The following is a 23,357-nucleotide window of genomic DNA, read 5'->3' on the forward strand; positions in this document are numbered from 1 at the left end:
TATGCAAAATTTCAAAGAACTTAATGAAAAAATTGCTTGGCAAAAAGTGGATCATCTTTTACCTGTCATCATCCAAGATGCAAAAACTTGTGAAGTTTTAATGCTAGGCTTCATGAATAATGAAGCCTTAGAAAAAAGCTTAGAAAGTGGCAAAGTAGTCTTTTTTTCACGCACAAAACAGCGTCTTTGGATGAAGGGTGAAGAAAGTGGAAATTTCTTAAATATCGTAGATTTAAGCTTAGATTGTGATAATGACACGCTTTTAATTTTAGCAAATCCTGTAGGATCTACTTGTCATACGGGCGATATTTCTTGTTTTGAAAAAATTTCTAAAAATGCGGATTTTGTTTTTCTAGCCAGACTTGAAAAGCTTATTAATGCACGCAAAAATGCCGATGAAAATACTTCTTATACAGCAAAACTTTTCAAAAGTGGCACAAAACGCATCGCACAAAAAGTTGGTGAAGAAGGCGTAGAAACAGCTTTAGCAGCGACAGTAAAAGATAAAGAAGAGCTTATTTGTGAAGCAGCGGATTTAATGTATCATTTAAGTGTTTTACTTGCAGATGCAAATCTTAGTTTCTCAGATGTGATTTCAAAGTTGAAAGAAAGACATAAAGCTTAAAGCTTTATGTAAATAAATTTATATCAATGCAAGGCTTCGTTAAGTTTGACTGCTTTTTTATTTAAAGCTACTATCATAGCACCGCTTATAGAATCTTGACGGAAATGTAGCCCATTTAAACCTTTAAGCTCTAAGCCTTTGTAAATTTCTTTATCAAAATTAAAATAAGGATTAAGTTTAGCAAGCTCCTCAGCATCTTTGAGTAAAAATTTCGTTCCTTCTAGCACTGCAATACCTGCATCAACTATACAATTATCCCCTAAAGGAATTCCTGTCACTGAATTAGCCCCTAAAAGACAAGCCTTACCTACGCTTATAGCATTGCCACTTGTTCCACTTAAAACACCTAAAATCGAAGCTCCGCCACCTACATCAGAACCTTCTCCTACTATAGCACTCGAACTAATACGCCCTTCAACCATACAAGCTCCTGTTGTACCTGCATTAAAATTCACATAACTTGCCCCTGGCATGATGGTTGTTCCTGCTGCTAAAGATGCACCCATTCTTACTTTGGAACTTTCTAAAATTCTTGTATTATCCTCAGGGATAATATGCGCTAAAAATCTTGGAAATTTATCAACAAAATCGATTTTTGGATATTGATTGCTCATTTTTAAACGCATTTCATTTGCTCTTAAATACTCAAGCTCGATAGGTTTATCATCGCTCCAAGCTACATTGCTTAAAAGTCCAAAAGCTCCATTTAGATTGATACTTCTTAAAGGTACTTTTTTAGTAGAAAGCAAATAAAGTTTTAGATAAACACTTTCTACACTTAAAGGTTCTTTATCTTCAAAAAGACAAACAAAAGCAAACTCATCGTCTTTAAATTTATCTTTGATAATCTTTAATAAATCAATATTTTGATGCCCTTCTTCTTCTAAAAAAGGTTTAAAACAAGAAAGCGCAAAATCAATATCTTCTAATTTTAAAGTTTGCACAAACTCACTCGCATTAAAATCAATCTCCACACCCCTTTGCATAAAAGCTTCAAGCATGATTGCCGCTGAGCCAAAATTTTGCTCATAATTAATCAAAGCAAAACTTGCTTGTAAGATTTTATTTTTATTTAACTGTCCTCTATCAAGCCTTGCTATACCAAAAGCTTTAGGTTTTTTATAGCCACTTTTTTGCTCAATTTGTTTGATTAAAAGTAAAAAATCTTCTTTGGTATTAATCATTTTCTTTTCCTTATCCACTTAATTTTTAATGCGAACACGCACTTTTTCCATTCATCACAGGTTGTATAGCAGAATTATCCGCACCGCCTTCATTGTTAATCTTTTCTATAAAGCCCCAAATTTTTTCAGCTGCTGTTAAATAACGCTTTGAACTCACACTTTCAGGGTGATAAAAACTCACAGGCTTGCCTTCATCTCCACCTTCTCTTACTATCATTTCTATAGGAATTTGTGCTAAAACTTCACTTTTATAGGCTTTTGCCATATCCTCAGCCGTTCCTTTGCCAAAAATATCATACTCTTTACCATTATCAGGACATAAAAATCCACTCATATTTTCAATCACACCCGCTATAGGAATGTGAAGTTTATTAAACATATCTAAAGCTCTTTTACTATCGTCTAAAGATACGGTTTGAGGTGTACTTACACAAACTCCTGCAGTAATAGGAATACTTTGTGCAGAAGTAATTTGCGCATCGCCTGTTCCTGGAGGCATATCCAAAAACAATACATCAAGTTCAGGCCAAATCACATCAGCTAAAAGCTGCTCGATTGCTTTCATAATCATAGCTCCACGCCACATAAGACCTTGACCCTCTTCGATCAAAACCCCCATACTCATCATATAAACACCATGAGTTAAAATAGGCTTTAATCTCTGCCCTACTACTTCAGGCTGAGTTTTGGTTTCGCCTAGCATTCTTGGAATATTTGGCCCATAAATATCTGCATCTAAAATCCCTACTCTTTTTCCCATTTTAGCCATGGAAATTGCTAAATTTACTGTAGTTGTAGATTTGCCCACACCACCTTTTCCACTTGAAACCATGATAAAATTTTTTACTTGTGGAGCGATATTTTTTCCACTTCTTGAATTGCTTTTTTCTTCAGGAATTTTTGGAGTAATGATATTAAGTTCAATATTTTTTAAAGCCAAACTCGATAAAGCTTCAGTGGCATTTTTACGAATTTCATTAGCTACTTCAGGATTTGCTGAAACGATTTCTATATCAATAAATACACCATCATCTTGAATTTTAATATCTTTTACAAAGTTAAAACTCACTATATCCTTTTCAAAACCAGGATATTTTACAGTTTTTAGCTTCTCTAAAATTTGTTCTTTCATGTTTTTTCCTTGTCTTTTAAAAAAATCAATTTTACTAATAAAATGATAAAATTTAGCTTTTTATAAGTGTATAATATGGTAACATTATAAAAACCAACAATATTAAAAAGAGGAATGAAAAAATGAGTGAAATTAGCCTCATTATGTTAGCAGCTGGAAATTCTACTCGTTTTAACACAAAGGTAAAAAAACAATTTTTACGACTTGGAAATGACCCTCTTTGGCTTTATGCAACAAAAAATTTAAGCTCTTTTTATCCTTTTAAAAAAATAGTTGTTACCTCTAGTAATATCACTTATATGAAAAAATTTACTAAAAACTATGAATTCATAGAAGGTGGTGATACCAGAGCAGAATCCTTAAAAAAAGCCTTAGAGCTCATAGATAGCGAATTTGTTATGGTAAGTGATGTAGCAAGGGTATTGGTGAGTAAAAATTTGTTTGATCGTTTGATTGAAAATTTAGATAAAGCAGATTGTATTACCCCTGCTTTAAAAGTTGCAGATACAACACTTTTTGACAATGAAGCCTTGCAAAGAGAAAAAATCAAACTCATTCAAACCCCGCAAATTTCTAAAACCAAATTGCTTAAAAAAGCCTTGGATCAAAACCTAGAATTTACAGATGATAGCACAGCTATAGCTGCAATGGGTGGAAAAATTTGGTTTGTTGAAGGTGAAGAAAATGCAAGAAAACTAACCTTTAAAGAAGATCTTAAAAAGCTTGATTTGCCTACACCTAGCTTTGAAATTTTTACTGGCAATGGTTTTGATGTGCATGAATTTGGAGAGAATCGCCCTTTGCTTTTAGCAGGAGTGCAAATTCATCCTACTATGGGGCTTAAAGCACACAGCGATGGAGATGTTTTAGCTCACTCTTTAACCGATGCGATTTTAGGTGCTGCAGGACTTGGAGATATAGGAGAGCTTTATCCTGATACTGATATGAAATTTAAAAATGCCAACTCCATGGAGCTTTTAAAACAGGCTTATGATAAAGTCAGAGAAGTAGGTTTTGAACTCATTAATATAGACATTTGCGTCATGGCACAAAGCCCTAAACTTAAAGACTTTAAACAAGCTATGCAAAGCAATATAGCTCATACTTTAGATTTAGATGAATTTAGAATCAATGTTAAAGCCACAACAACGGAAAAATTGGGTTTTATTGGAAGAAAAGAAGGTATGGCGGTGCTTAGTAGTGTAAATTTAAAATATTTTGATTGGACAAGATTATGAAAGTTTTAATTATTGAAAATGAAATTTATCTAGCACAAAGCATTAGCATTAAACTAAGTGATGCTGGATATAGCTGTGAAATTATCAACTCGTTTGATGAATACAATGGTGAAAAATACTATGATATTGTACTGCTTTCTACAAATACTAATAATTTTCTAAAAGCCGTAGGTCAGTTTAAACATAGTATTATTATTTTGCTTATTTCTTATATAAGTACAGATACAGTTTCAAATCCTTTGAAATTAGGTGCTAGTGATTATATTCAAAAACCCTTTATGATAGAAGAGCTGATTAGAAAAATAAAGCATTATCAGGATTTTAGAAAACTTTCAATCCTTAATAAAGCTTATCAAAGCTACATCAAATCAAGATTAGAAACAATCAAAATTCCAGAGTATAATTATAAAAAATTAAAACTTCCATTGATATTAAAATCCAACAAGCAAAGCAGTGCTGATGCTTTTGTTTTTAATTATGCAAATGAATGTGACATTACTCTTTCTTTTATTGATTTAACATCTACAAATTCAGTTGAAAAAGTTATGAAACTTCCCACAGAAAACAATCTCTTATTTTTGAGTAATTTTCAAGCATTAAAAGCAACAGAAAAGGAAAAACTCCTAGATTTTATACAAAACAAAAATGTTATTTTGCATACCAATTCAAATACAGATGATTTAAAAATAAACTGCATTAATTTAAATGATAATGAAAAAAATATCGATAGCAATGAAATTTTAACCATAGATGAGTATGTAAAATATGTTATTATAAATTACCAAAATATATTTCCTGATACTGATCTTTCAAAAAAATTAGGCATTTCACGTAAATCTTTATGGGAAAAAAGGAAGAAATATGAAATCAGCAAGAAAAAATAAAAACATTACCATAGATCAAAATGAATTTGGCATCTTGTCACTTATTAAAGAAGGTTTGCTAGGTACTTGCACTCATTTAATGAATGAAAAAGAAGTCAATGAAATCATTAAATCAGGAAAATTTAAAGGAGAAAGTTTTCCCTATCCCTTAAGCTTTGCACCAAAAAATGCTGAAGAAGCACTAAATGATATAAAATCTGGCGATAGAATCGATCTCATACTAGACGAAAAAGTAGTAGGACATATAGATTTTAAAAGCCGATTTAAAAATAATAAAAATTTTTCTGATATTTTCAGTCCTAACACTTGCTCTTTGGAAGATATGGGAACAACTTGTATAAGTGGAAAAATAGAAATTTACAATTCTCAAATTAAAAAAATAAAAGAAAATTTTCAACAAATCAAAAACAATCTTAATGCACAAAAAATTACCGCTATAGTTTCAAGTTTTGATCCTTTGCATCGTGCCCATGAAAGAATGTTTCGTTGGACTATTGATAAAGCAGATTTAGTTGTAATTTTTCTTGTAGAATCTTTTGATGCAAATGGGTTTGAATTCGAACTTAAAGAAGCTTATTTGAAAAAATTTATTCAAAACTATCTTCCACCGGATAGAATTTTCATTTTTCCATTAAAAAATATTAATATTTTTCACGCTCATTTAAATCCTGGCTTAGAAAGCATTATCGCAAAAAGTCTAGGTTGTACCAAACTAGTAGTAGGACAAAATCATACAGGACTTGGAATGTTTTATGATGATAATCAACCAAAAACCATACTTGATGATTTTTCCAAGGATTATGGCATAGAAGTGATTGTTTTGCCTGAATTTGTATTTTGCGATCAATGTCGCATGATTGTTAGCACAAGATCTTGCCCTCATGGTTGTCATCACCATTTGCACTATAATTCTCAGTCTTTAAAAGATTTACTAAGAGCGGGTATCATTCCTCCAGCAATTTTCATGCGCAAGGAAGTATCTAGCGTTATTTTAACTTCTCTTTTTCCAAATAGATTAAAAAATATGCAAAAAATTTATAATGAGCTTTTTCCAACTGATGGAATTTTAGAATACAAAAATGATGAAGAATTTTATCAAAAACTTTTAGAAATTCATCAAATGTCTTATATGGTGTAACAAAATGCAAAAATTATTTTTAACTTTTTTTTATTCAGGTTCTATAAAAAAGGCAAGTGGGACTTTTGGTACTATCGCTGCTTTAATACCTGCTTTTTTTATACTTAAATATCTTGGGATTAATACTTTGTTTTTACTAAGTATTTTAATTTTTGTTGCAAGTATTCGTGTTATAGATGATTATGAAAAAAAAACAGGAATTCACGATGACAAACACATAGTTATCGATGAAGTTGCTGGGGTTTTTCTTGCTTGTGCTATTGCAGCAAGTGTTGAAAATTCAATAGTTAATTTTATTTTGGCTTTTGTTTTATTTAGACTCTTTGACATTACAAAACCTTCTATTATTGGCAAAATAGATAAAAAAGTCAAAGGCGGACTAGGTGTAATGCTTGATGATATGCTAGCAGGATTGTTTGCTGGACTTTTAAGTGCGGTAATTTATGGATTTTTACTTAAATTTAATTTAGTTTTTTGGGATATAAATTTAAAAGATTTATTTTGAAATTTTGCTTAAATTAATTAAATTTTAAATTTTATTCTTATATAATTTAGTCTTTAATTTCAAAAAAGGAAAATATAAATGGCAAACCATAAATCTGCTGAAAAAAGAGCAAGACAAACTATTAAAAAAACAGAAAGAAATAGATTCTATAGAACAAGACTTAAAAATATAACTAAAGCCGTAAGAGAAGCTGCAGCAAATGGAGATAAAAATGCTGCTAATGAAGCTTTAAAAGTAGCTAATAAAAGCATTCATGCTATGGTAAGTCGCGGTTTCATTAAAAAACAAACTGCTTCTCGCCGTGTAAGCCGCTTAGCCCTTTTAGTAAATAAAATCGCATAATTTTCTATATAGTTTTTAATGTTAGCTAGCAAACTAGATCCTTTTTTAAAACGCTTTGAAGAGTTAAATTCTCTTCTTAGCAGTTCTGATATACTCAACGATATCAGTAAAATGACTACACTCTCTAAAGAACAAAAAAATTTAGAACCTATCGTTTTAAAAGCTAAAGAGTATTTAAAAACTTTAGACAATATAGAAGAAAATAAAGCTTTGCTAAACGATCCAGAACTTGGGGAACTTGCAAAAGAAGAACTAAAAACTTTAGAAGAATTAAAACCAAAACTTGAAGAAGAGATTAAAATTTTACTTCTTCCTAAAGATCCCAATGATGAAAGAAATATTTTTCTTGAAATTCGTGCAGGTACAGGTGGCGATGAGGCATCTTTATTTGTAGGAGATCTTGTAAAAGCTTATGCAAGATATGCTGAAAATCGCGGCTATAAACTTGAGATTGTAAGCTCTAGCGAAGGAAGTGTAGGTGGATTTAAAGAAATCATCATGCTTGTTAAAGGAACAGGGGCTTATTCAAGACTTAAATATGAAGGTGGAACGCACCGTGTTCAAAGAGTTCCTCAAACAGAATCCCAAGGACGCGTGCATACTTCTGCTATCACCGTGGCAGTAATGCCAGAAGTTGATGATATAGAAATCGAAATCAATCCAAACGATCTTAAAGTTGATGTGATGCGTTCTTCTGGACATGGTGGACAAAGTGTAAATACTACTGATTCAGCTGTTCGTATCACTCATATCCCTACAGGTATAGTTGTAGTCAATCAAGATGGAAAAAGCCAACACAAAAATAAAGAAAGTGCGATGAAAGTCCTAAAAGCAAGGCTTTATGAAATGCAAGAGAGTGAAAGACTAGCAAAAGAAAGCGAAGCAAGAAAATCACAAGTAGGAAGCGGAGATAGAAGCGAACGCATTCGCACTTACAATTTTCCACAAAATCGTATCAGCGATCATAGAATAAATCTTACTTTATATCGCTTAGATGCCATTATGCAAGATGGGCTTTTTGATGAAATCATAGAACCTTTAATCACTCATCATCAAGCCCAAGCTTTACAAGAACAAAATTTATAAGATTTTATACAAATTAATGCTTATGTGGGAATTTATGTGGATTTCCACTAGCACCTACATGTGCAACATTTCCATTTTCTATATCATAAGCTTGACCAAAACCTTTTACAAAGCGTCCTTTTTTAAATTCAAGCTTTACTAGATGAAAATCAAACATCTTGCGTATAGTTTTAATGCCTCCTTCTCCTCCGGTTTGTTTTTCAAACTCATCATAAATTTGATCAAATCTTTCACCTCTCTCTAAAAAGCTTGCATTTACTCTATAGCGCAATCTTTTGCGAAGTATAACAGAAGCAGCTTTACTCTCATCCTCTAAAAACATTATTTCTATATTGTTTGGATTTACTTTGATGTTGTTAAAATGTTCACTTACTTCACTTATATAAATATAATTTCCCCATTGTGTGCTTACAAAAGGTGCATACGAGCAAACAACTTCTGCATTTGCATTTAAAGTTGCCAAAGCTACAGAATTAAAACTTAGCATAAATTCATTTAATTCTTTTTCTACGCCACTAAAATTTTGCTCGCTCTTTGCACTCATGCAAAGGGATATTATAGTATCTTTAATCGTGTTTTCATCGGCTTTTTTAGGAAATTCCACTCGTAAATTTTCTTTATCATTGTAAACAAGATCCAAGCCATTAAAATCAACACTTTTTAGAAAAACATCTTGCACTTGCTCAATACCACCAAATTTTTTACAAAGATCAACTAAATTTGATTTATGATGATCATTCATATGAGAAATAATGCTTTCAAAATTCATTTTTATCCTTTCTTGATTTTAAAATAAAATATTAAAAAAAATGGTATCAATTATCAAATTAAAAATAACTTAAAATATATAAATTATCTATTTTAACAAAAATTTATACTAAATTAAGTTAATAAAGGATAAATTTCGTTCTAAATTATTATGATATAAATTATCATTATTTATTTTATTTAAGGAGTAAAATTTGCACCCAAATAAAAAAGCTTTTAAATTATCTTTATTTGCATTATTGCTAATAACTAATTTAAATGCACAAGAATCAAATGAAGCTATCAATCTACAAAAAGTTGTTGTTAGTGCAACAGGTTTTGAGCAAGATGCAGACTCAAATTTACGCAATGTAATCAGCATAGAAGGCAAAGATCTGCAAAATAAAGGTTATGTTTCCTTAGAACAAGCCTTAGAAAGAATTTCGGGTATTAGCTTTGTAAATTTTGGACTTGGACGCAATATAGATATGCGTGGACAAGGAGATAAATCCAATATAGCTGTAAAAGTTATGATCGATGGGCGTGCTATTAATGTTCTTGATAATTCCCATGGTGTAACCCCGCTAGATAGTATTAATTTAGATAATGTAGAACGCATAGAAATCATACCTGGGGGTGGATCTGTGCTTTATGGAAGTGGTACTAGAGGGGGTGTGATTAATATCATTACAAAAAAACAAAAATCAGATGCTTTTGCTATAAATTTAAAAAGCAGTGCTTATGATCATGGTGGACTAGGTGGAAATTTAGGTATCAATGGCGCCAAACAAATAAATGAAAATTTAGCTTTTAGCTTTGATATACAAAGTTTTAACCTTGATGGATATCAAGAAGGTTATAATGAAAAAGGTTATTTTATCAACACAAAAACCTATATTGATATCAATGATAATAGCGATTTAACTTTGGGGTATGATTATTTTAAAAGCAAAAATACCAGCAGTGGCTATCTAACAAAAGCACAAGCTCAAAGCGATCCAACCCAAAAAGGCAATAGTGACAATATCACACAAATCAATCGCCCTGAAATTTCTTTGGATTATCATTACTATTTTGATGATATATGGGAATTTAACCTAGAAGCTTTTTGGCAAAATCAAAAGATCGATTATCTAAAAGATGAAATTTCTATGATGGGAACTACAGCTTATCAAAATGGAAGCGGTTTTGAAGACACACTTACAGGGATAAGTTTAAAAAACAAACTAAATTATGCAAATAATTCTTATTTTATTTTTGGTTATGAATTTACAAACCATGATGCAAAAAGAAAGAGTTTGGTGTATTATAGTGTTCCAGGTGTCATAAATTATCACAGGATGACAACTTTAATGGATATGACTAAACAAAGTCATTCTATTTTTGCTCTTAATTCTCATAATTTTAATGAATTTTTTACTTTATCCGGTGGAGCTAGATATGAATTTAGCACTTATGATACCGATAGATCTTATAGAAATGAAATGAGTATGAACATACCCCGACCCCCATCAGACTCAACAACCCTTTTTGATACCAATAAAAACACCAATAATTTTGCTTTTGAAATCACCCCTAACTTTAAATACTCTGACACAGGCAATCTTTATCTTAAATACGAAAGAGGTTTTGTTTCTCCTGCACCTGCTCAATTTGTCAATCGCAACAAAACTGGTAATGGAATACCACCCTATTATTCGTCGAACCTAAAAGCTGAGATCTTTGATACCTTTGAACTAGGTATTGATGATTTTTGGTGGGATTTTTACGGCTTTAATCTAACTTTATTTTACACCCTAAGCAAAGATGAAATTTCTTATCTTGGAAACCCTCATTCTACTAGTGGATCTTGGTGGAAATATTATAATATAGATCAAACTCGCCGTTTAGGAGTAGAATTAAGTCTGAGTCAAAATTTTTTAGATGATGATTTAATCTTTAAAGAAAGTCTAACTTATCTTGATGCTAAAATTTCTAAAGGTGTTAATGACGGCATGAGAATTCCTTATGTTTCAAAAATCAAAGCCACAGCTGGGCTTGAATACGCTTGGAATAAAAATTTCTCAAATTTTATTGATCTAACCTATTTTTCTAGAGCAAAAGATGGTGGAACTATAGATGAAAATACAGGAAAAATGTCTAAAAATTCTTGGATAAGGGATTATTTTTTAACAGATATTGGCATGAAATATAATTATAAAAAATTACAAATTTTAGCAGGAATTCGCAATCTTTTCGATAAAAGATACTACACCTATCAAGACAGTATAAATGATCAATACCTAGTTGGGAATGGCAGAAACTACTATGTTGAATTTAAATACGCATTCTAAAATTTTAGTGATTATAGGGCTTTTGGTAGCTTATATAATCGCTTCTTTTACAGCACTTTGCTTAGGAGATGAGAATTTAAACCCAAAAGAACTTTTTTCATATATCTTTAGCCAAGATGAAATTTTAAGACAAATCATCATAGATGGACGCTTACCACGGATTATAATGGCGATTTTAATCGGTATGCTTCTAGCTAGTAGTGGGGCTATCACTCAAAATGTATTTTCAAATCCTATAGCCGATCCTTATATCATAGGTATAGCTTCTGCGGCAACCTTTGGAGCGGTTTTGGCGTATTTGTTAAAATTGAATGATTATTATTATGGAATTTTAGGTTTTGTTTGCTCTGCCTTTTTTGCCCTAGGAGTTTTTAAAATTTCTTCTAAAGCTTCTATAGCGACTTTACTCATTATCGGCATAGCAGCTTCATCTTTTTTAGGAGCTTTTACTTCTTTTTTCACTTATCTTATAGGCGAGGATTCTTTTAAAATAGTCGCTTGGCTTATGGGAAATATAGGCAATGCTTCTTGGTTTCGTGTGGGAATTTTAATCTTGCCTTTAATTTTTTGTTTGTTTTATTTTTACGCTCATAAAAACGAATTAAACATACTTTTAAGCGGAGATGATGAAGCTAGAAATCTAGGGGTAAATGCTCAAAAATTAAAGATAAATTTACTCATTGTCTCATCCTTGGCTGTATCTTTTGCGGTTGCTTTTAGCGGACTTATAGGCTTTGTTGGACTAATCATTCCTCATACTATAAGACTTTTGCTTAAAAATTATGATAATGCCTTAGTTATCCCTTTATGTACAGCATTTGGAGGATTATTTTTACTTATTTGTGATACTTTAGCAAGAACTCTTTTAGCCCCTGTACAAATTCCGATTGGAATTTTAACTGCATTTTTTGGAGCTCCTATTTTTTTATACTTGGCTTTAAGTGCTAGGAGATTTTTATAATGCTAAAAATACAAGATTTAAGCTTTGCTTATCACCAAAAAGATTTACTAAAAAACATTCATTTAGAACTTAAAAATCAGGCTTTTATAGGAATTTTAGGGCCAAATGGCTCAGGTAAAAGCACTCTTTTAAAACTTATACTTAAAAATTTAAGTCCAAATAAAGGAGAAATAAGTCTTTTTAACACAAATATCAAAGATTTTTCTCTTAAAGAATTTGCCAAAATTTGCGGATTTGTGCCTCAAAAATCAGAATTAAACACCCCTTTAAAAGTCATCGATGTGCTTTTAATGAGCAAATATGCGAATTTAAAACACGCTTTTAGTTCTTATTCTAAAGAAGATATTTTAGAAATTAAAGAATTTGCTAAGGATTTAAGACTTGAAAATTTTCTAGAAAGAAGCATACTTTCTTTAAGTGGGGGTGAATTTCAAAGAATGCTTTTAGCAAGAGCTTTACTTAAAAAGCCAAAAATTCTTTTTTTAGATGAACCCACTTCAGCCCTTGATTTAAACTATGCTATAGAGCTTTTAAGCCTTTGCGAAAAACTAGTTAAAGAAAAAAATATAGCCGTTGTTGCTATCTTGCATGATTTAAATTTAGCTTCTATGTTCTGCGATAAAATCCTTTTTTTAAAAGAAGGGGAGATAAAGTATTTTGGAACGAGTAAAGAGCTTTTTACTCAAGAAATTTTAAAAGAAATTTATGATTTAAACTGCGAGATTATTTATAAAAATTCTAAACCTTATATTTTAGCTTTAAAGGAGAAAAAATGAAAAAAATTTTAATTATTATGAGTTTATTTTTAATCACACTAAATGCAAAGGAACGCCTTGTAGTGCTTGATCCTGCAAGCATAGAAACCCTTTTTATGCTTAAGGCTGAAGATCAAATCGTAGGCATTGCCACTTTACAACACTCAAATATCTATCCTAAAGATCAAACCTCAAAACTTACAAGCGTAGGCACTTTTTCAAATCCTTCACTTGAAAAAATAGTAGCATTAAAACCAAGTTTGGTGATTTTAAGCTCTTATTCTTTAAATTTAGAAGAAGGACTTAAAAATTTTGGTATCAAAAGTATCAATTTAAAAGCCGAGCGTTTAGAAGATATAACAAAAAATATCACAACCTTAGGCCAAATCACCAAAAAAGAAAAAGAAGCAGAGTTTTTAAAACAAGAATTTACCCAAAATTTAAAAAAATTAAGCGATAAACCCCTAAATAAAAGTGCGATTTATCTTTATTCTAGCAACCCTTTAATGGCCTTTAATGATAATTCTTTAATAGCTGATATTTTAAGACTTATAGGGATTAAAAATTTAAGCCCGCAAAGTCAAATTTCAAGACCTGTTATATCAGCAGAATATATACTGAAACAAAATCCAGACATACTCATTCTTGGAATTAATGCTAAAAACAACCTTTTAGATACAAATGCTTTATTGAAAAATACCAAAGCAGTTAAAACAGGAAGTATTTATTTTAACAAAGATACACATATATTATTACGTCTTAGTCCTAAGATAATAGATAGAATTCAAGAATTTAAAACAAAGCTAGAAAATAACAATTTTTAATCACCCAATCTTGCTTTAAAAAATTCGCAAGTTTGACAAAGTTTTTCTATGCGTTTATCTTCTTCAAAAGCTTTTTTCATCATCTTTATACGCGGTGATTTAAAAAGCTTATCAAAGTTATTTTCAAAAACATTTCCTAAGTTAATATCTGCTTTAGCATCCAAACAGCAAGGCACCAAACTTCCATCACTTAAAATCCCAATTTGCTCTTTTAAAGCATGACATTTTCCTTTTTTATAAAGGGGTTCATCTTTTAAATTTGGCCATTTAAAAAGTTTATTTTGATGAAGCAAAATATGTCTTTGCAAGCGATTTTTACTTAAGTTTGTATCAATCTTAACTTCAAATTCTTTGGCTAAAAACTCATAAATTTTTAAATTTGACTTAGGTGCTTTAAAATTAGCATCTAAATTCCAAAGTCTTAGATTGATAAAAGAAAGGCTTTTTTGCTCTAAATGCTTTTTGCAAAGTTCTAAAATAGGCTTAAAATACTGTTCTAAAGAAATTTTGCTTTGACTTAAAAAAGACATTAAAGAAATATTGATTTGATGGATATTCTCATACCCTAACAATAAAGCTTGATTTTTAGAATTTAAATAAAAGCCACTTGTAGTGATTTCAAGCTTCATAGCTTCACTTTTTGCGATTTTTAGATAATTTTCCAAATTAGGTAAAAGCAAAGGATCACCCAAAAGATGAAAGGTAAAAAGCTCAGCCTTATTAGAAATTTCATGAGCTAAGTTTTGAAATTTTTCTTCACTCATTACCCCGCGAATTCCTTTTCGAGAAGGACAAAAATCGCATTTTAAACCACAAATATCGCTTAATTCTATATATATTTTTTTAAATTTCATTATATTTCCTAGAGTAAACATTTTACCAAAATTTATGAAATTTATTAAAATATGTAACATTTTTATCGATATTTTTATCTTTTTTATTTCTCTTCTTTATTTTTAAATATATTAAACAAAAATCACACTATACTTAAATAAAAATCTAAAATTAAGGAAGGGTTTATGCAAGAGCTTACTCGCACGAAAAAAATTCGCTCTATTATTGCTGCAAGTAGCGGAAATTTAGTAGAGTGGTTTGACTTTTATATCTACGCTTTTACAGCAACTTATTTTGCTCATACTTTTTCAACTTCAGATAATCCTGTTATCCAGCAAATCAATGCCTTTGGGGTTTTTGCAGCAGGGTTTTTTATGCGTCCTATAGGCTCTTGGCTTTTTGGCTCTTTAGCTGATAAAGTAGGTCGTAAAAAATCTATGGTTATATCAGTGGTTTTAATGGCTTTGGGCTCTTTTATGATAGCAGCCTTGCCAAGCAAAGATACAGTGGGAGATCTTGCTATTATCTTACTTTTAATAGCAAGACTCATTCAAGGTCTTAGTGTAGGCGGGGAGTATGGCATAGCAGCTACTTATCTTTCAGAACTTGCTACAGAAGGAAAACGCGGTTTTTACTCATCTTTTCAGTATGTAACCCTAATAGGTGGTCAACTTTTGGCCGTTGCAAGCATTAGTATAATGTTTTTATTTTTTAGCATTGATGATATGAAAGATTATGCTTGGAGAATACTTTTTGTAATAGGCGGAATTTTAGCACTAGGCTCGCTTTTTGTAAGAAAAATGATGAATGAAAGTGCTACAAAACTTCACCAGCATGAAGATCGTGGTACTTTAAAAGCATTATGCAAATCTTGGAAACCTTTTTTAATGGTACTTGGGGTTACTTCTGGAGGTTCTTTAGCTTTTTATACTATTACAACTTATACTAAAACTTTTATGGAAAATACGGGTATGGATAAAATGCTTGTTAATAATCTTTTCTTAGGTGCTTTATTTATACTAATGATCATTCAACCTCTTTTTGGATATATAGGAGATAAAATAGGTCACAAACGATCTTTAATTGTATTTTGTATTTTGGCATTGGTAGGAATTTATCCTATTTTTTCACTTATAGCCAATAACGCACAAAATAATCCTTCTTTGACATTTATGTTGGTGGTATTATTGTTTGTTATTTTAAGTTTTTATACTTCAGTTGCTGGGATTTTTAAAGCAAAACTTTTTCCTGAACATGTAAGAGCTTTAGGGACAGGTTTGGGTTATGCTATTTCAAATGCTGTTTTTGGAGGATCTGCTCCTTGGGTTGCTTTACAATTTAAAAATGCAGGTATAGAAAATGGCTTTTTTATCTATATAGCTATTTTTACAATCATCATGCTTATAGCTACTTTATATTTGCCTAAAAAATCACAGCTTAATTAATTTTAACGCATTTAAAGAAAGTGCCGAAAGTGCGGTACTTTCTAACTCTTTTAAGGTTTTAAATTCATAATTTTTATTTTCATTGTTTAAAATTTGATGATAAACCTTGATATTAAGTTTATACTTAGTATAGCCGTGCTTAAACTCCCCTACAAAACTCATATCTTTAGAAAGTTTATACTCTCCTTCTTTAAAAAAAGGAAAATTATACATACCTTTATAAAGCTTATCTTGGCTTTTCTGTATCGCAAATTTTTTATTAAATTCAAACAAAAAAAGATTTAAATTTAAACTCTCATAAAGTATTTTTTTAGCTCTTGGATAAAGCTCTGTATGAAATTTGCCTTGACAAAAATCATACAAAGGACAAATTCCACACTTTGCATTTTTACTCACGCAAACCAAAGCCCCTACATCAAGCAAAGCTTGGTTGTGATCAAAAGCATGATTTACATTTAAAAGCTCTTTAGCTCCTTTTTCAAGTTCTTTCATGCTAGGATTTTCTAAAGCAAAAAGACGAGAAAGCACACGGCGTATATTGCCATCAACAAAAGAAACCTTTTGATCATAGCCAAAACAAGCTATAGCACCTGCTGTATAAACTCCTATGCCGCTTAATTTTTTTAGATCCTCAACTTCTTTGGGTAATTTAGCCCCAAACTTATCCACACATTCTAAAGCCGCCTTTTTTAAATTTCTAGCACGAGTGTAGTAACCAAGCCCTTGCCAAGCCTTTAAAAGTTCATCTTCATTAGCATTAGCCAAACTTTCTAAAGTAGGAAATTTTTTCAAAAAGGGGAAATAAAACCTTTCTAAAACTGATTTAACTTGAGTTTGCTGAAGCATAATTTCGCTGATATAAACCCCATAAGCTCTATCAATATGCTTTAAACTTTCATCACAATTTTGACTTTGTAAATTACGCCAAGGTAAAGTTTTGCGTCCATTTTTTTCATACCAAAGAAGTAAATTTTCTTGTAGTTTTTCAAGCTCTTTTTTTTGCATAAATGAGAGTATAACAAAAAATTTTAAAATTTTTTGCTAAAATTAGCTCAAATTAAATTATTAAGGATATCCATGTTAGCTTTTTTTAAAGGTTTAGGTATAGGTTTTTTATGTTTATTACTTTTTGTTGCAGGAGTAGTTTTTAATGTAGAATTTTTAGGCAAAAAAGACTCTAATCATGATTTATATTTTTCAAGAAATATAGAAGTAAGCAATACGCTAAAACCCGATATTTTATATGCAAATATTAATTTTTGGGCAAATGAAAATTTAAGCTCAAAAATCACATTGGATAATAGCGAAAAAGCTGAAATCGCAAATACTTTCAATCAAATTTTAGAACGCTCAAAAAAAGAAAATTTTTGTAGCGGAGGAAGTTTTTCTTTAGAGCCTAATTTTTCCTATAAAGATGGTATACAAACTCCAAAAGGTCAAAGATTTGATGCAATTTTAGAATGTGAATTTAAAGAAAATCAACTTGCAGATTTTAACAAGCTTTTAAATGACATCAATTCTATCATAGCTAAAAATAATTTCATCAGCGTTTCAACACCAGCCATACAAACAAAATTTTCAAAAGATACACTAAACAACAACAAAGAAAATCTCTACAAAGAGCTTTTAAAAACATCATACGAATATGAAAAAACTTACTCTTTAGATCTTAATAAAACTTGTGTATTGAAAAATTTACAAGTAAATACAAATGTCAATATCGCACCTAGAATGTTAAATGCAAAATCTGACAATATAGAACTTTCATCTCCAATTATCAGCGAAAAAGAACAAATTTTAAGCGCGAAAGCTTTATTTATTTGCAAATAACTTAAGGCAAAATAAACTCCTTTTAAGTTTATTTTGCTATACTTTTATCTTCAATTCTTTCAGAAATTTATGCGGGAATAGCTCAGGGGTAGAGCACAACCTTGCCAAGGTTGGGGTCGCGAGTTCGAATCTCGTTTCCCGCTCCATAATCACCCGCCCGGGTGGTGGAATTGGTAGACACAAGGGACTTAAAATCCCTCGGAATTTTTCTTCCGTGCCGGTTCAAGTCCGGCCTCGGGCACCACTTTTTCAACATTATCAGGGCGACATAGCCAAGCGGTAAGGCATGGGCCTGCAAAGCCTTGATCTCCGGTTCGAATCCGGATGTCGCCTCCAAAAGGCAAAACTTTACTTTATCGGGAGATGGCTGAGTGGTCGAAAGCGGCGGTCTTGAAAACCGTTGAGGGTCACACCTCCAGGGGTTCGAATCCCTTTCTCCCGGCCACCAAGACTTTCTAGTTTATCAAGCTTATATCATTCCTGAAATTATAAAGGATACTACAAATGAAAAATAATACTTCGGTCTTACTATTTTTGTTATATCCTAAAAAACTTAGAAAAACTATGGCTAATATAATTAAAAATAAGAAATACAAATGGAAAATTTAGAATTTGTTATCTTAAAACAAAAATATAAAATTTTAAAAATATGTCAAATTTTAAAATACAAGGTAGGCAAATGAAAGAATTTTATATGAATTTAGCCTTAAATGAGGCTTGGAAATATCAGTTTTTAACCTATCCAAATCCGGCTGTAGGCTGTGTAATCTTAGATAAAAATGGAAAAATTTTAGCCATAAAAGCTCATGAAAAAGCTGGATTAGCTCATGCGGAACTTAATGCCATAGCTCATGCTTTTAAAAGCTTAAGACCTGAAATTTCATTGCCTAAAGAAGCAAACGCCTTGCATGAGTTTATTTGCAAAAACCATCAAGGTGTATTTAAAGATAGCATAGCTTTTGTCACACTTGAGCCTTGCTCTCATCAAGGAAAAACGCCTCCTTGTGCAAAACTCTTTAGCGAGCTAGGTTTTAAAAAAATTTTCATCAGCGTTAAAGATGAAAATAAAATCGCAAGTGGTGGGGCTGAATTTTTAAAAAAACAAGGCATAGAGATTGAATTTGACATACTTAAAGAAGAAGGAAAAAAACTTTTAAAACCTTTTTTAAAATGGCAAAAAGAGCAATTTAAACTTTTTAAATTAGCCCTTTCTATGAATGGCTCGCCTTTTGGCAAAATCGTAAGCAATGAGCTAAGTCGCACTTATGCACATAAAATTAGAGCGGTGATTGATTTGCTTGTAGTCGGTGGAGAAACCATAAGAAAAGATCATCCTATACTAGATGCTAGGCTTTGCAAAGCAAAAGCGCCTAATCTTTGTATCTTAAGCCGTCAAAATATAGATAATTTTGATAAAAATATCCCTTTATTTAAAGTTCCAAACCGCCAAATTTATACCCAAATTCCAAGTGAAGCTAAATTTTTAATGTATGAGGGTGGAGAAAATTTTCTCAAAACCTTTAAAGATGAAATAGATATGTTTTTGATTTTCCAAAGTTCAAGTTTAAATGATGAAAAAAATGTTACAATACCTTTAAATTTCAAGCCACTTTATAGGAATTTTTTAGGGAGTGATACTTATGGCATTTATGAACTTTAGTGGATTTTTTTATGCGAGAAATGATTTAAGATTATTTAAAATAGAAAAGAAAAATGAATTAAAATCCTTTTTTTACAAAGACTACACCTTATCAAGCTACAAAGATGCTTTAAATTTAAACAATGAAATCTTTTTTTATCAAAGTTTAAAAGAAGGCTTATTTAAAGAAAATGATGAAATTTTAGTTTCAAATTTGGGTAAAAAGATCATACTTTTTAGAAATTTCACTCAAAATTGCGATAATTTTAATGAAGCAAAATTAAAACAAATATTGCTTTTATTTTTTTTATTATTAGCGAGTGTATTTTTTGCAAGTTTGGCTATGATTAATGAATTTGGAGCCATAGATCTTGTTTTTTTAATGATTTGCTTATTGCTTTTAGTGATGGGAGTGATCAATCTTGGCTTGCTTTTTAAGCAAATTCGTATTCTTAAAAGTTTTTCCAAAGAAGAAATGAAAGAATTTTTAAGTCAAAGAATGAAAAAATACACTAAAGTGTAAAAACACTTTAGCATACTGTTTTTAAATTTGTAGCAAGACCACCTAAAGAAGTTTCTTTGTATTTATAATTCATATCTTTTCCTGTTTCATACATGGTTTCTATAACCTCATCAAGGCTTACCATAGGAGTAGATTTGCGTGTCATTGCCATTCTAGCAGCACTTATAGCCTTAATAGCTCCAAAGGCATTTCTTTCTATGCAAGGAATTTGCACAAGTCCTGCAACTGGATCGCAAGTTAAACCTAGATGATGTTCCATTGCCATTTCAGCAGCGTTGCATGCTTTAAAAGCATTAGCCCCTAAAACTGTTGCCATAGCCGCAGCTGCCATCGAACTAGCACTACCAATTTCTGCTTGACAACCTGCTTCTGCTCCGCTAATACTTGCATTTTTCTTATAAAAAGAACCTATAAGCATTGCTGTTAATAAAAACTCTATAGCCTTTTCATCACTAAAACCTATAGTATGATTTTTAAGATAAAGCATAACAGCAGGGATAACAGCACATGCTCCATTTGTTGGCGCGGTTACAACTTTTGCTCCGCTAGCATTTTCTTCAGCAATCGCAATAGCATATAAAGAAATAAAATCTATAATGCCCATAGGATCAGCTGTCATCGCCACTCTTTCTTTAAGTCCTTTGGCTCTACGCTTTAAATGAAGTTTTCCGGGCAAATAATCTTCATTTGGATGCGTACCATTATAATACACTTCTTGCATTACTTCCCAAATTTCAAGACAATAAGCACGAATTTCCTCTTTAGTGTGAAATTGCAATTCATAACGATAAGAAAGCTCTGCTAAATCCCAATCTCTTTTATCGCAAAGCTCTAAAGCTTCTTTTGCATTGTTAAGCTCTATATCTAGTTTTTTCTTTTTATTTTGGTTGGAATTTTTACCTTTTTTTTCTAATTGTGCAGCTGTTAAAACAAAGCCTCCACCTACAGAATAATAAGTTTCTTCATCGACTAACCCACCTTTACAATCATAAGCTTTAATCTTCATACCATTCTCATGTAAAGGTAAAAAATCTTTGGAAAATATCAAATCTTTTTCATAATTAAAACAAAGTTTTTTCTCACCACAAAAATCAATTTGAGCATTTTCAATAGCATTTTTATTTACTTCATCTTGTATTACTGCGCTTAAATTTTTAGCTTCTAGGCCATTTAACCCCCAAATTACAGCCTTATCACTCAAGTGTCCTTTACCTGTTAATGACAAAGAACCATAAAGAGTAACCTCAACTCTATCAATTTCATCAAGCTTTTTAGCGACTTTTTTACAAAATAAATTTCCAGCAAGCATAGGCCCTAAAGTATGAGAAGAAGAAGGACCAACACCTATTTTAAAAATGCTTAAATTACTCATTTTTTATCCTTAATTTATAAAAGATCATGAATTGCAGCAGAAATTGCAACTATCCCCATTACCAAAATAAAAAGATCTAAAAATTTATTACGAAATCTTGCCAAAATATCAAAACGATAAATACAATAAAGTGGCATTAAGAAAAGCAAAATAGCCAAAACAGGACCACCAATAGCCTCAATAATTCCTATAACACTTGGATTTTTATACGCAACAAGCCAAGCAATAGCAAAGGTAATGATCGCTGTTAAAGTTTGAGCGAATTTACCTTGAATTTTACCATTACTTGCTTTATATAAAATACCATTTAAGCCTTCTTGAGAACCAAGATAATGCCCTAAGAAACTTTTGCTAATAGCCACAAGCGCAACAATAGGCCCAACATAAGCTAGTAAAGAAACTTCAGGAAATTTATTTGCTATAAAAGTAAGAATATTGATATTTTGATCTTTTGCTGATGCAAAATCTTCTGGTGTAAAGGTTAAAGCACAAGAAAAAACAAAAAACATTACAACAAAAACCATAAGAATAATTGCCAAAGAAATAATTTTTCTAGCGCGAGGCTCAGCATAATCACCATATTCTTTTTTACAATAACAAGCAAGTGAAGAAATGATAGGAGAGTGATTAAAACTAAATACCATCACAGGAATAACAAGCCATAAAGTAACCCAAAAATTACTTGTTGAAATTACGGAAAAATCAACATTTGCAAATAACGATAAATTCCATTGTGGAATTAAAAGCAATGAAAAAATAAATAAAAATATAATAAAAGGAAAAACAAGAAAACTCATTGCTTTTGTTACAACATTTTCACCAAGAATAGAAATCAAAACCAAAACTCCAACAATCAAAAAACTCACCCACCAACGAGCAGCATGAGTAAGATCTGCATTGAAATTGAACTGATTGATTAAGAACTCAAGCAAAGTTGTTGTAAGATTAGCACTATAAACCAATAAAATAGGCAAAATAGCAAAAAAATACAAAAGTGTAATTAAAAATCCACCGCCCTTGCCAAAATAACTTTCTGCAACAAAAGTAATATCATCTTTTGGATTAGAACTTGAAAGCACAAAGCGACATAAATTTCTATGAGCTAAGTAAGTCATAGGAAAAGCTAAAACAAGTATAACTAACAAAGGTATCAATCCACCAAGCCCAGCACTAATAGGTAGCAAAAGTACGCCGGCTCCAATAGCTGTTCCAAAAAGAGATAAAACCCACCTTGTATCGTGACTAGTCCATTTAGGAGTATTCATTATTCTTCCTTAAATTTAAGATTACATCTCTTTTATTTTAGCAAAATATTTATAAATAATTATTTTTTAAAAAAAATATTTTAAATCTTATGTAACATTTTGTAAATTTAATTTTATAAAAAAAACAATCACTTGTATCAATAAAGTATTATTTTAAAACTAAATATATTTTGGGTTTTGTAATCAAAAAATAAAAATTTGGAAGACTATGCTTCCAAATTTTTGCATCAAATTTTCTAAGGGAGTTAAATTTTCAAAAATTAATCTAATTTTTGACCTAGGATATTTCCTTGCATATCTGTATAAACTTCCATATTGTTATTAAACTTAAATTTATAACCATTAATTTCTTTATCTATTTCAAGAATTTGAGCATTTGGTTGAGTTGCACTCACTTTTTTCATAACATTAGGTAAGATAGTATGTGGCAAAGCCTTATATTTTCCATCAACTTCTTTCCACTCTCCATTGATCATAAAATCAATTTCAGTTCCATCATTTAAAATCACATCATAAGAATCTATATCTTTTTTCACCAAACCAATTTGAGCGGTTTTAAAATTTTTAGAAATAAATTCTTTGGCATTATTTGGAAGTTCGCTAGCAGGAACAACCATATCTTTAGCTAAAAGCACCGTAGCACCCAACAAAGCAAGTAAAGTTAATTTTGCTTTCATAGTTTCTCCTTTTTTGTC

At 30.9% G+C, this 23,357-nt stretch carries 23 protein-coding genes and 4 tRNA genes; 19 read left to right on the top strand and 8 right to left on the bottom strand.

Annotated elements, in window-relative coordinates:
• Position 1: 1 nt before the first annotated feature.
• Entirely contained in the window at positions 2 to 625 is a 624-nt protein-coding gene (gene hisIE / locus SR63_RS07660; protein ID WP_002866582.1) for a bifunctional phosphoribosyl-AMP cyclohydrolase/phosphoribosyl-ATP diphosphatase HisIE, read from the top strand.
• A 23-nt stretch (positions 626 to 648) separates the two neighbouring features.
• On the opposite strand, the gene SR63_RS07665 is transcribed toward hisIE, so the two are convergent.
• A complete protein-coding gene (locus SR63_RS07665; protein WP_002866583.1) occupies positions 649 to 1,809 on the bottom strand; it encodes a tetrahydrodipicolinate N-succinyltransferase N-terminal domain-containing protein in 1,161 nt (386 codons plus the stop codon).
• Positions 1,810 to 1,834: 25 nt separating this feature from the next.
• Entirely contained in the window at positions 1,835 to 2,941 is a 1,107-nt protein-coding gene (locus SR63_RS07670; protein WP_002866584.1) for an Mrp/NBP35 family ATP-binding protein, read from the bottom strand.
• Between the two features lie 122 nt (positions 2,942 to 3,063).
• On the opposite strand from SR63_RS07670, the gene SR63_RS07675 reads away from it, so the two are divergent.
• The 6 genes from SR63_RS07675 to prfA all read left to right on the top strand — a co-directional run bounded on the left by SR63_RS07675 (position 3,064) and on the right by prfA (position 8,134).
• On the top strand, positions 3,064 to 4,179 hold the full coding sequence (locus tag SR63_RS07675; protein WP_002877789.1) for a bifunctional 2-C-methyl-D-erythritol 4-phosphate cytidylyltransferase/2-C-methyl-D-erythritol 2,4-cyclodiphosphate synthase: 1,116 nt from the start codon (positions 3,064 to 3,066) through the stop codon (positions 4,177 to 4,179).
• Positions 4,176 to 5,063 carry a response regulator gene (locus tag SR63_RS07680; RefSeq protein WP_002866587.1) on the top strand — a complete coding sequence of 296 codons (888 nt, stop codon included), beginning with the start codon at positions 4,176 to 4,178 and terminating at the stop codon, positions 5,061 to 5,063. Before SR63_RS07675 ends, SR63_RS07680 begins: the two co-directional genes overlap by 4 nt.
• Complete coding sequence (locus tag SR63_RS07685) at positions 5,041 to 6,201, top strand: sulfate adenylyltransferase (RefSeq protein WP_002866588.1); 1,161 nt, start codon at positions 5,041 to 5,043, stop codon at positions 6,199 to 6,201. Before SR63_RS07680 ends, SR63_RS07685 begins: the two co-directional genes overlap by 23 nt.
• Positions 6,202 to 6,205: 4 nt before the next feature.
• Positions 6,206 to 6,706, top strand: coding sequence for a phosphatidylglycerophosphatase A (locus SR63_RS07690; protein ID WP_002858951.1), 501 nt, complete (start codon positions 6,206 to 6,208; stop codon positions 6,704 to 6,706).
• Between the two features lie 78 nt (positions 6,707 to 6,784).
• Positions 6,785 to 7,048 carry a 30S ribosomal protein S20 gene (rpsT, locus tag SR63_RS07695; protein ID WP_002856547.1) on the top strand — a complete coding sequence of 88 codons (264 nt, stop codon included), beginning with the start codon at positions 6,785 to 6,787 and terminating at the stop codon, positions 7,046 to 7,048.
• 18 nt (positions 7,049 to 7,066) lie between these two features.
• Positions 7,067 to 8,134 (top strand): peptide chain release factor 1, encoded by a 1,068-nt coding sequence (gene prfA, locus SR63_RS07700; protein WP_002858952.1) that lies wholly within the window; start codon positions 7,067 to 7,069, stop codon positions 8,132 to 8,134.
• Positions 8,135 to 8,147: 13 nt separating this feature from the next.
• Here the strand turns inward: prfA and SR63_RS07705 are convergent, their stop codons facing one another.
• Positions 8,148 to 8,903 (bottom strand): HugZ family heme oxygenase, encoded by a 756-nt coding sequence (locus tag SR63_RS07705; protein WP_002866590.1) that lies wholly within the window; start codon positions 8,901 to 8,903, stop codon positions 8,148 to 8,150.
• A 193-nt stretch (positions 8,904 to 9,096) separates the two neighbouring features.
• Between SR63_RS07705 and SR63_RS07710 the strand changes: the two genes are divergently transcribed.
• The 4 genes from SR63_RS07710 to SR63_RS07725 are packed head-to-tail and all read left to right on the top strand — an operon-like array spanning position 9,097 to position 13,754.
• Positions 9,097 to 11,214 carry a TonB-dependent receptor gene (locus tag SR63_RS07710; protein ID WP_147498419.1) on the top strand — a complete coding sequence of 706 codons (2,118 nt, stop codon included), beginning with the start codon at positions 9,097 to 9,099 and terminating at the stop codon, positions 11,212 to 11,214.
• The gene (locus SR63_RS07715) at positions 11,189 to 12,175 is read left to right on the top strand and encodes a FecCD family ABC transporter permease (RefSeq protein ID WP_002856526.1); all 987 of its coding nucleotides are present in this window, start codon (positions 11,189 to 11,191) and stop codon (positions 12,173 to 12,175) included. Before SR63_RS07710 ends, SR63_RS07715 begins: the two co-directional genes overlap by 26 nt.
• Positions 12,175 to 12,951 carry an ABC transporter ATP-binding protein gene (locus SR63_RS07720; protein WP_002866594.1) on the top strand — a complete coding sequence of 259 codons (777 nt, stop codon included), beginning with the start codon at positions 12,175 to 12,177 and terminating at the stop codon, positions 12,949 to 12,951. Before SR63_RS07715 ends, SR63_RS07720 begins: the two co-directional genes overlap by 1 nt.
• Complete coding sequence (locus SR63_RS07725; protein WP_002866595.1) at positions 12,948 to 13,754, top strand: ABC transporter substrate-binding protein; 807 nt, start codon at positions 12,948 to 12,950, stop codon at positions 13,752 to 13,754. The genes SR63_RS07720 and SR63_RS07725 overlap by 4 nt, the downstream gene beginning before the upstream one ends.
• On the opposite strand, the gene SR63_RS07730 is transcribed toward SR63_RS07725, so the two are convergent.
• Positions 13,751 to 14,608 carry a radical SAM/SPASM domain-containing protein gene (locus SR63_RS07730; protein ID WP_002877785.1) on the bottom strand — a complete coding sequence of 286 codons (858 nt, stop codon included), beginning with the start codon at positions 14,606 to 14,608 and terminating at the stop codon, positions 13,751 to 13,753. The two genes, SR63_RS07725 and SR63_RS07730, sit on opposite strands and share 4 nt — an antisense overlap.
• 165 nt (positions 14,609 to 14,773) lie before the next feature.
• Here SR63_RS07730 and SR63_RS07735 point away from each other — a divergent pair, with 165 nt between their 5' ends.
• Positions 14,774 to 16,033, top strand: a complete 1,260-nt coding sequence (locus tag SR63_RS07735; protein ID WP_002877783.1) for an MFS transporter — start codon at positions 14,774 to 14,776, stop codon at positions 16,031 to 16,033.
• Here SR63_RS07735 and mutY read toward each other — a convergent pair.
• Complete coding sequence (gene mutY, locus SR63_RS07740; protein WP_002877780.1) at positions 16,019 to 17,038, bottom strand: A/G-specific adenine glycosylase; 1,020 nt, start codon at positions 17,036 to 17,038, stop codon at positions 16,019 to 16,021. The two genes, SR63_RS07735 and mutY, sit on opposite strands and share 15 nt — an antisense overlap.
• Positions 17,039 to 17,110: 72 nt before the next feature.
• Between mutY and SR63_RS07745 the strand changes: the two genes are divergently transcribed.
• The 7 genes from SR63_RS07745 (at position 17,111) to SR63_RS07775 (ending at position 20,025) form a co-directional block, all read left to right on the top strand.
• Positions 17,111 to 17,863: a hypothetical protein gene (locus tag SR63_RS07745; protein ID WP_002866598.1), complete on the top strand. Its 753-nt coding sequence runs from the start codon at positions 17,111 to 17,113 to the stop codon at positions 17,861 to 17,863.
• Between the two features lie 71 nt (positions 17,864 to 17,934).
• Positions 17,935 to 18,009: transfer RNA gene (locus SR63_RS07750), tRNA-Gly, on the top strand.
• Between the two features lie 9 nt (positions 18,010 to 18,018).
• A tRNA-Leu gene (locus tag SR63_RS07755) sits at positions 18,019 to 18,107 on the top strand.
• Between the two features lie 18 nt (positions 18,108 to 18,125).
• Positions 18,126 to 18,199: transfer RNA gene (locus SR63_RS07760), tRNA-Cys, on the top strand.
• Positions 18,200 to 18,220: 21 nt separating this feature from the next.
• Positions 18,221 to 18,308, top strand: a tRNA-Ser gene (locus tag SR63_RS07765).
• A 204-nt stretch (positions 18,309 to 18,512) separates the two neighbouring features.
• Positions 18,513 to 19,523: a bifunctional diaminohydroxyphosphoribosylaminopyrimidine deaminase/5-amino-6-(5-phosphoribosylamino)uracil reductase RibD gene (gene ribD / locus SR63_RS07770; RefSeq protein ID WP_002866599.1), complete on the top strand. Its 1,011-nt coding sequence runs from the start codon at positions 18,513 to 18,515 to the stop codon at positions 19,521 to 19,523.
• Entirely contained in the window at positions 19,504 to 20,025 is a 522-nt protein-coding gene (locus tag SR63_RS07775) for a hypothetical protein (RefSeq protein ID WP_002862267.1), read from the top strand. The genes ribD and SR63_RS07775 overlap by 20 nt, the downstream gene beginning before the upstream one ends.
• Before the next feature lie 7 nt (positions 20,026 to 20,032).
• On the opposite strand, the gene SR63_RS07780 is transcribed toward SR63_RS07775, so the two are convergent.
• From SR63_RS07780 to SR63_RS07790, 3 genes are all read right to left on the bottom strand, one after another.
• Positions 20,033 to 21,397: an L-serine ammonia-lyase gene (locus tag SR63_RS07780; RefSeq protein ID WP_147498420.1), complete on the bottom strand. Its 1,365-nt coding sequence runs from the start codon at positions 21,395 to 21,397 to the stop codon at positions 20,033 to 20,035.
• Positions 21,398 to 21,411: 14 nt separating this feature from the next.
• Positions 21,412 to 22,662, bottom strand: coding sequence for a serine/threonine protein kinase (locus tag SR63_RS07785; protein ID WP_052789562.1), 1,251 nt, complete (start codon positions 22,660 to 22,662; stop codon positions 21,412 to 21,414).
• Positions 22,663 to 22,922: 260 nt separating this feature from the next.
• The gene (locus SR63_RS07790; protein WP_052789564.1) at positions 22,923 to 23,339 is read right to left on the bottom strand and encodes a PepSY-like domain-containing protein; all 417 of its coding nucleotides are present in this window, start codon (positions 23,337 to 23,339) and stop codon (positions 22,923 to 22,925) included.
• Positions 23,340 to 23,357: the final 18 nt, after the last annotated feature.

The sequence above is a fragment of the Campylobacter sp. 2014D-0259 genome (assembly GCF_008000505.1).
Lineage (GTDB): Bacteria > Campylobacterota > Campylobacteria > Campylobacterales > Campylobacteraceae > Campylobacter_D > Campylobacter_D jejuni.

Coding starts and splice junctions, on each gene's coding strand:
- hisIE (WP_002866582.1), top strand. CDS start 2: ATGCAAAATTTCAAAGAACTTAATGAAAAAATTGCTTGGCAAAAAGTG.
- SR63_RS07665 (WP_002866583.1), bottom strand. CDS start 1,809: ATGATTAATACCAAAGAAGATTTTTTACTTTTAATCAAACAAATTGAG.
- SR63_RS07670 (WP_002866584.1), bottom strand. CDS start 2,941: ATGAAAGAACAAATTTTAGAGAAGCTAAAAACTGTAAAATATCCTGGT.
- SR63_RS07675 (WP_002877789.1), top strand. CDS start 3,064: ATGAGTGAAATTAGCCTCATTATGTTAGCAGCTGGAAATTCTACTCGT.
- SR63_RS07680 (WP_002866587.1), top strand. CDS start 4,176: ATGAAAGTTTTAATTATTGAAAATGAAATTTATCTAGCACAAAGCATT.
- SR63_RS07685 (WP_002866588.1), top strand. CDS start 5,041: ATGAAATCAGCAAGAAAAAATAAAAACATTACCATAGATCAAAATGAA.
- SR63_RS07690 (WP_002858951.1), top strand. CDS start 6,206: ATGCAAAAATTATTTTTAACTTTTTTTTATTCAGGTTCTATAAAAAAG.
- rpsT (WP_002856547.1), top strand. CDS start 6,785: ATGGCAAACCATAAATCTGCTGAAAAAAGAGCAAGACAAACTATTAAA.
- prfA (WP_002858952.1), top strand. CDS start 7,067: ATGTTAGCTAGCAAACTAGATCCTTTTTTAAAACGCTTTGAAGAGTTA.
- SR63_RS07705 (WP_002866590.1), bottom strand. CDS start 8,903: ATGAATTTTGAAAGCATTATTTCTCATATGAATGATCATCATAAATCA.
- SR63_RS07715 (WP_002856526.1), top strand. CDS start 11,189: ATGTTGAATTTAAATACGCATTCTAAAATTTTAGTGATTATAGGGCTT.
- SR63_RS07720 (WP_002866594.1), top strand. CDS start 12,175: ATGCTAAAAATACAAGATTTAAGCTTTGCTTATCACCAAAAAGATTTA.
- SR63_RS07725 (WP_002866595.1), top strand. CDS start 12,948: ATGAAAAAAATTTTAATTATTATGAGTTTATTTTTAATCACACTAAAT.
- SR63_RS07730 (WP_002877785.1), bottom strand. CDS start 14,608: ATGAAATTTAAAAAAATATATATAGAATTAAGCGATATTTGTGGTTTA.
- SR63_RS07735 (WP_002877783.1), top strand. CDS start 14,774: ATGCAAGAGCTTACTCGCACGAAAAAAATTCGCTCTATTATTGCTGCA.
- mutY (WP_002877780.1), bottom strand. CDS start 17,038: ATGCAAAAAAAAGAGCTTGAAAAACTACAAGAAAATTTACTTCTTTGG.
- SR63_RS07745 (WP_002866598.1), top strand. CDS start 17,111: ATGTTAGCTTTTTTTAAAGGTTTAGGTATAGGTTTTTTATGTTTATTA.
- ribD (WP_002866599.1), top strand. CDS start 18,513: ATGTCAAATTTTAAAATACAAGGTAGGCAAATGAAAGAATTTTATATG.
- SR63_RS07775 (WP_002862267.1), top strand. CDS start 19,504: ATGGCATTTATGAACTTTAGTGGATTTTTTTATGCGAGAAATGATTTA.
- SR63_RS07780 (WP_147498420.1), bottom strand. CDS start 21,397: ATGAGTAATTTAAGCATTTTTAAAATAGGTGTTGGTCCTTCTTCTTCT.
- SR63_RS07785 (WP_052789562.1), bottom strand. CDS start 22,662: ATGAATACTCCTAAATGGACTAGTCACGATACAAGGTGGGTTTTATCT.
- SR63_RS07790 (WP_052789564.1), bottom strand. CDS start 23,339: ATGAAAGCAAAATTAACTTTACTTGCTTTGTTGGGTGCTACGGTGCTT.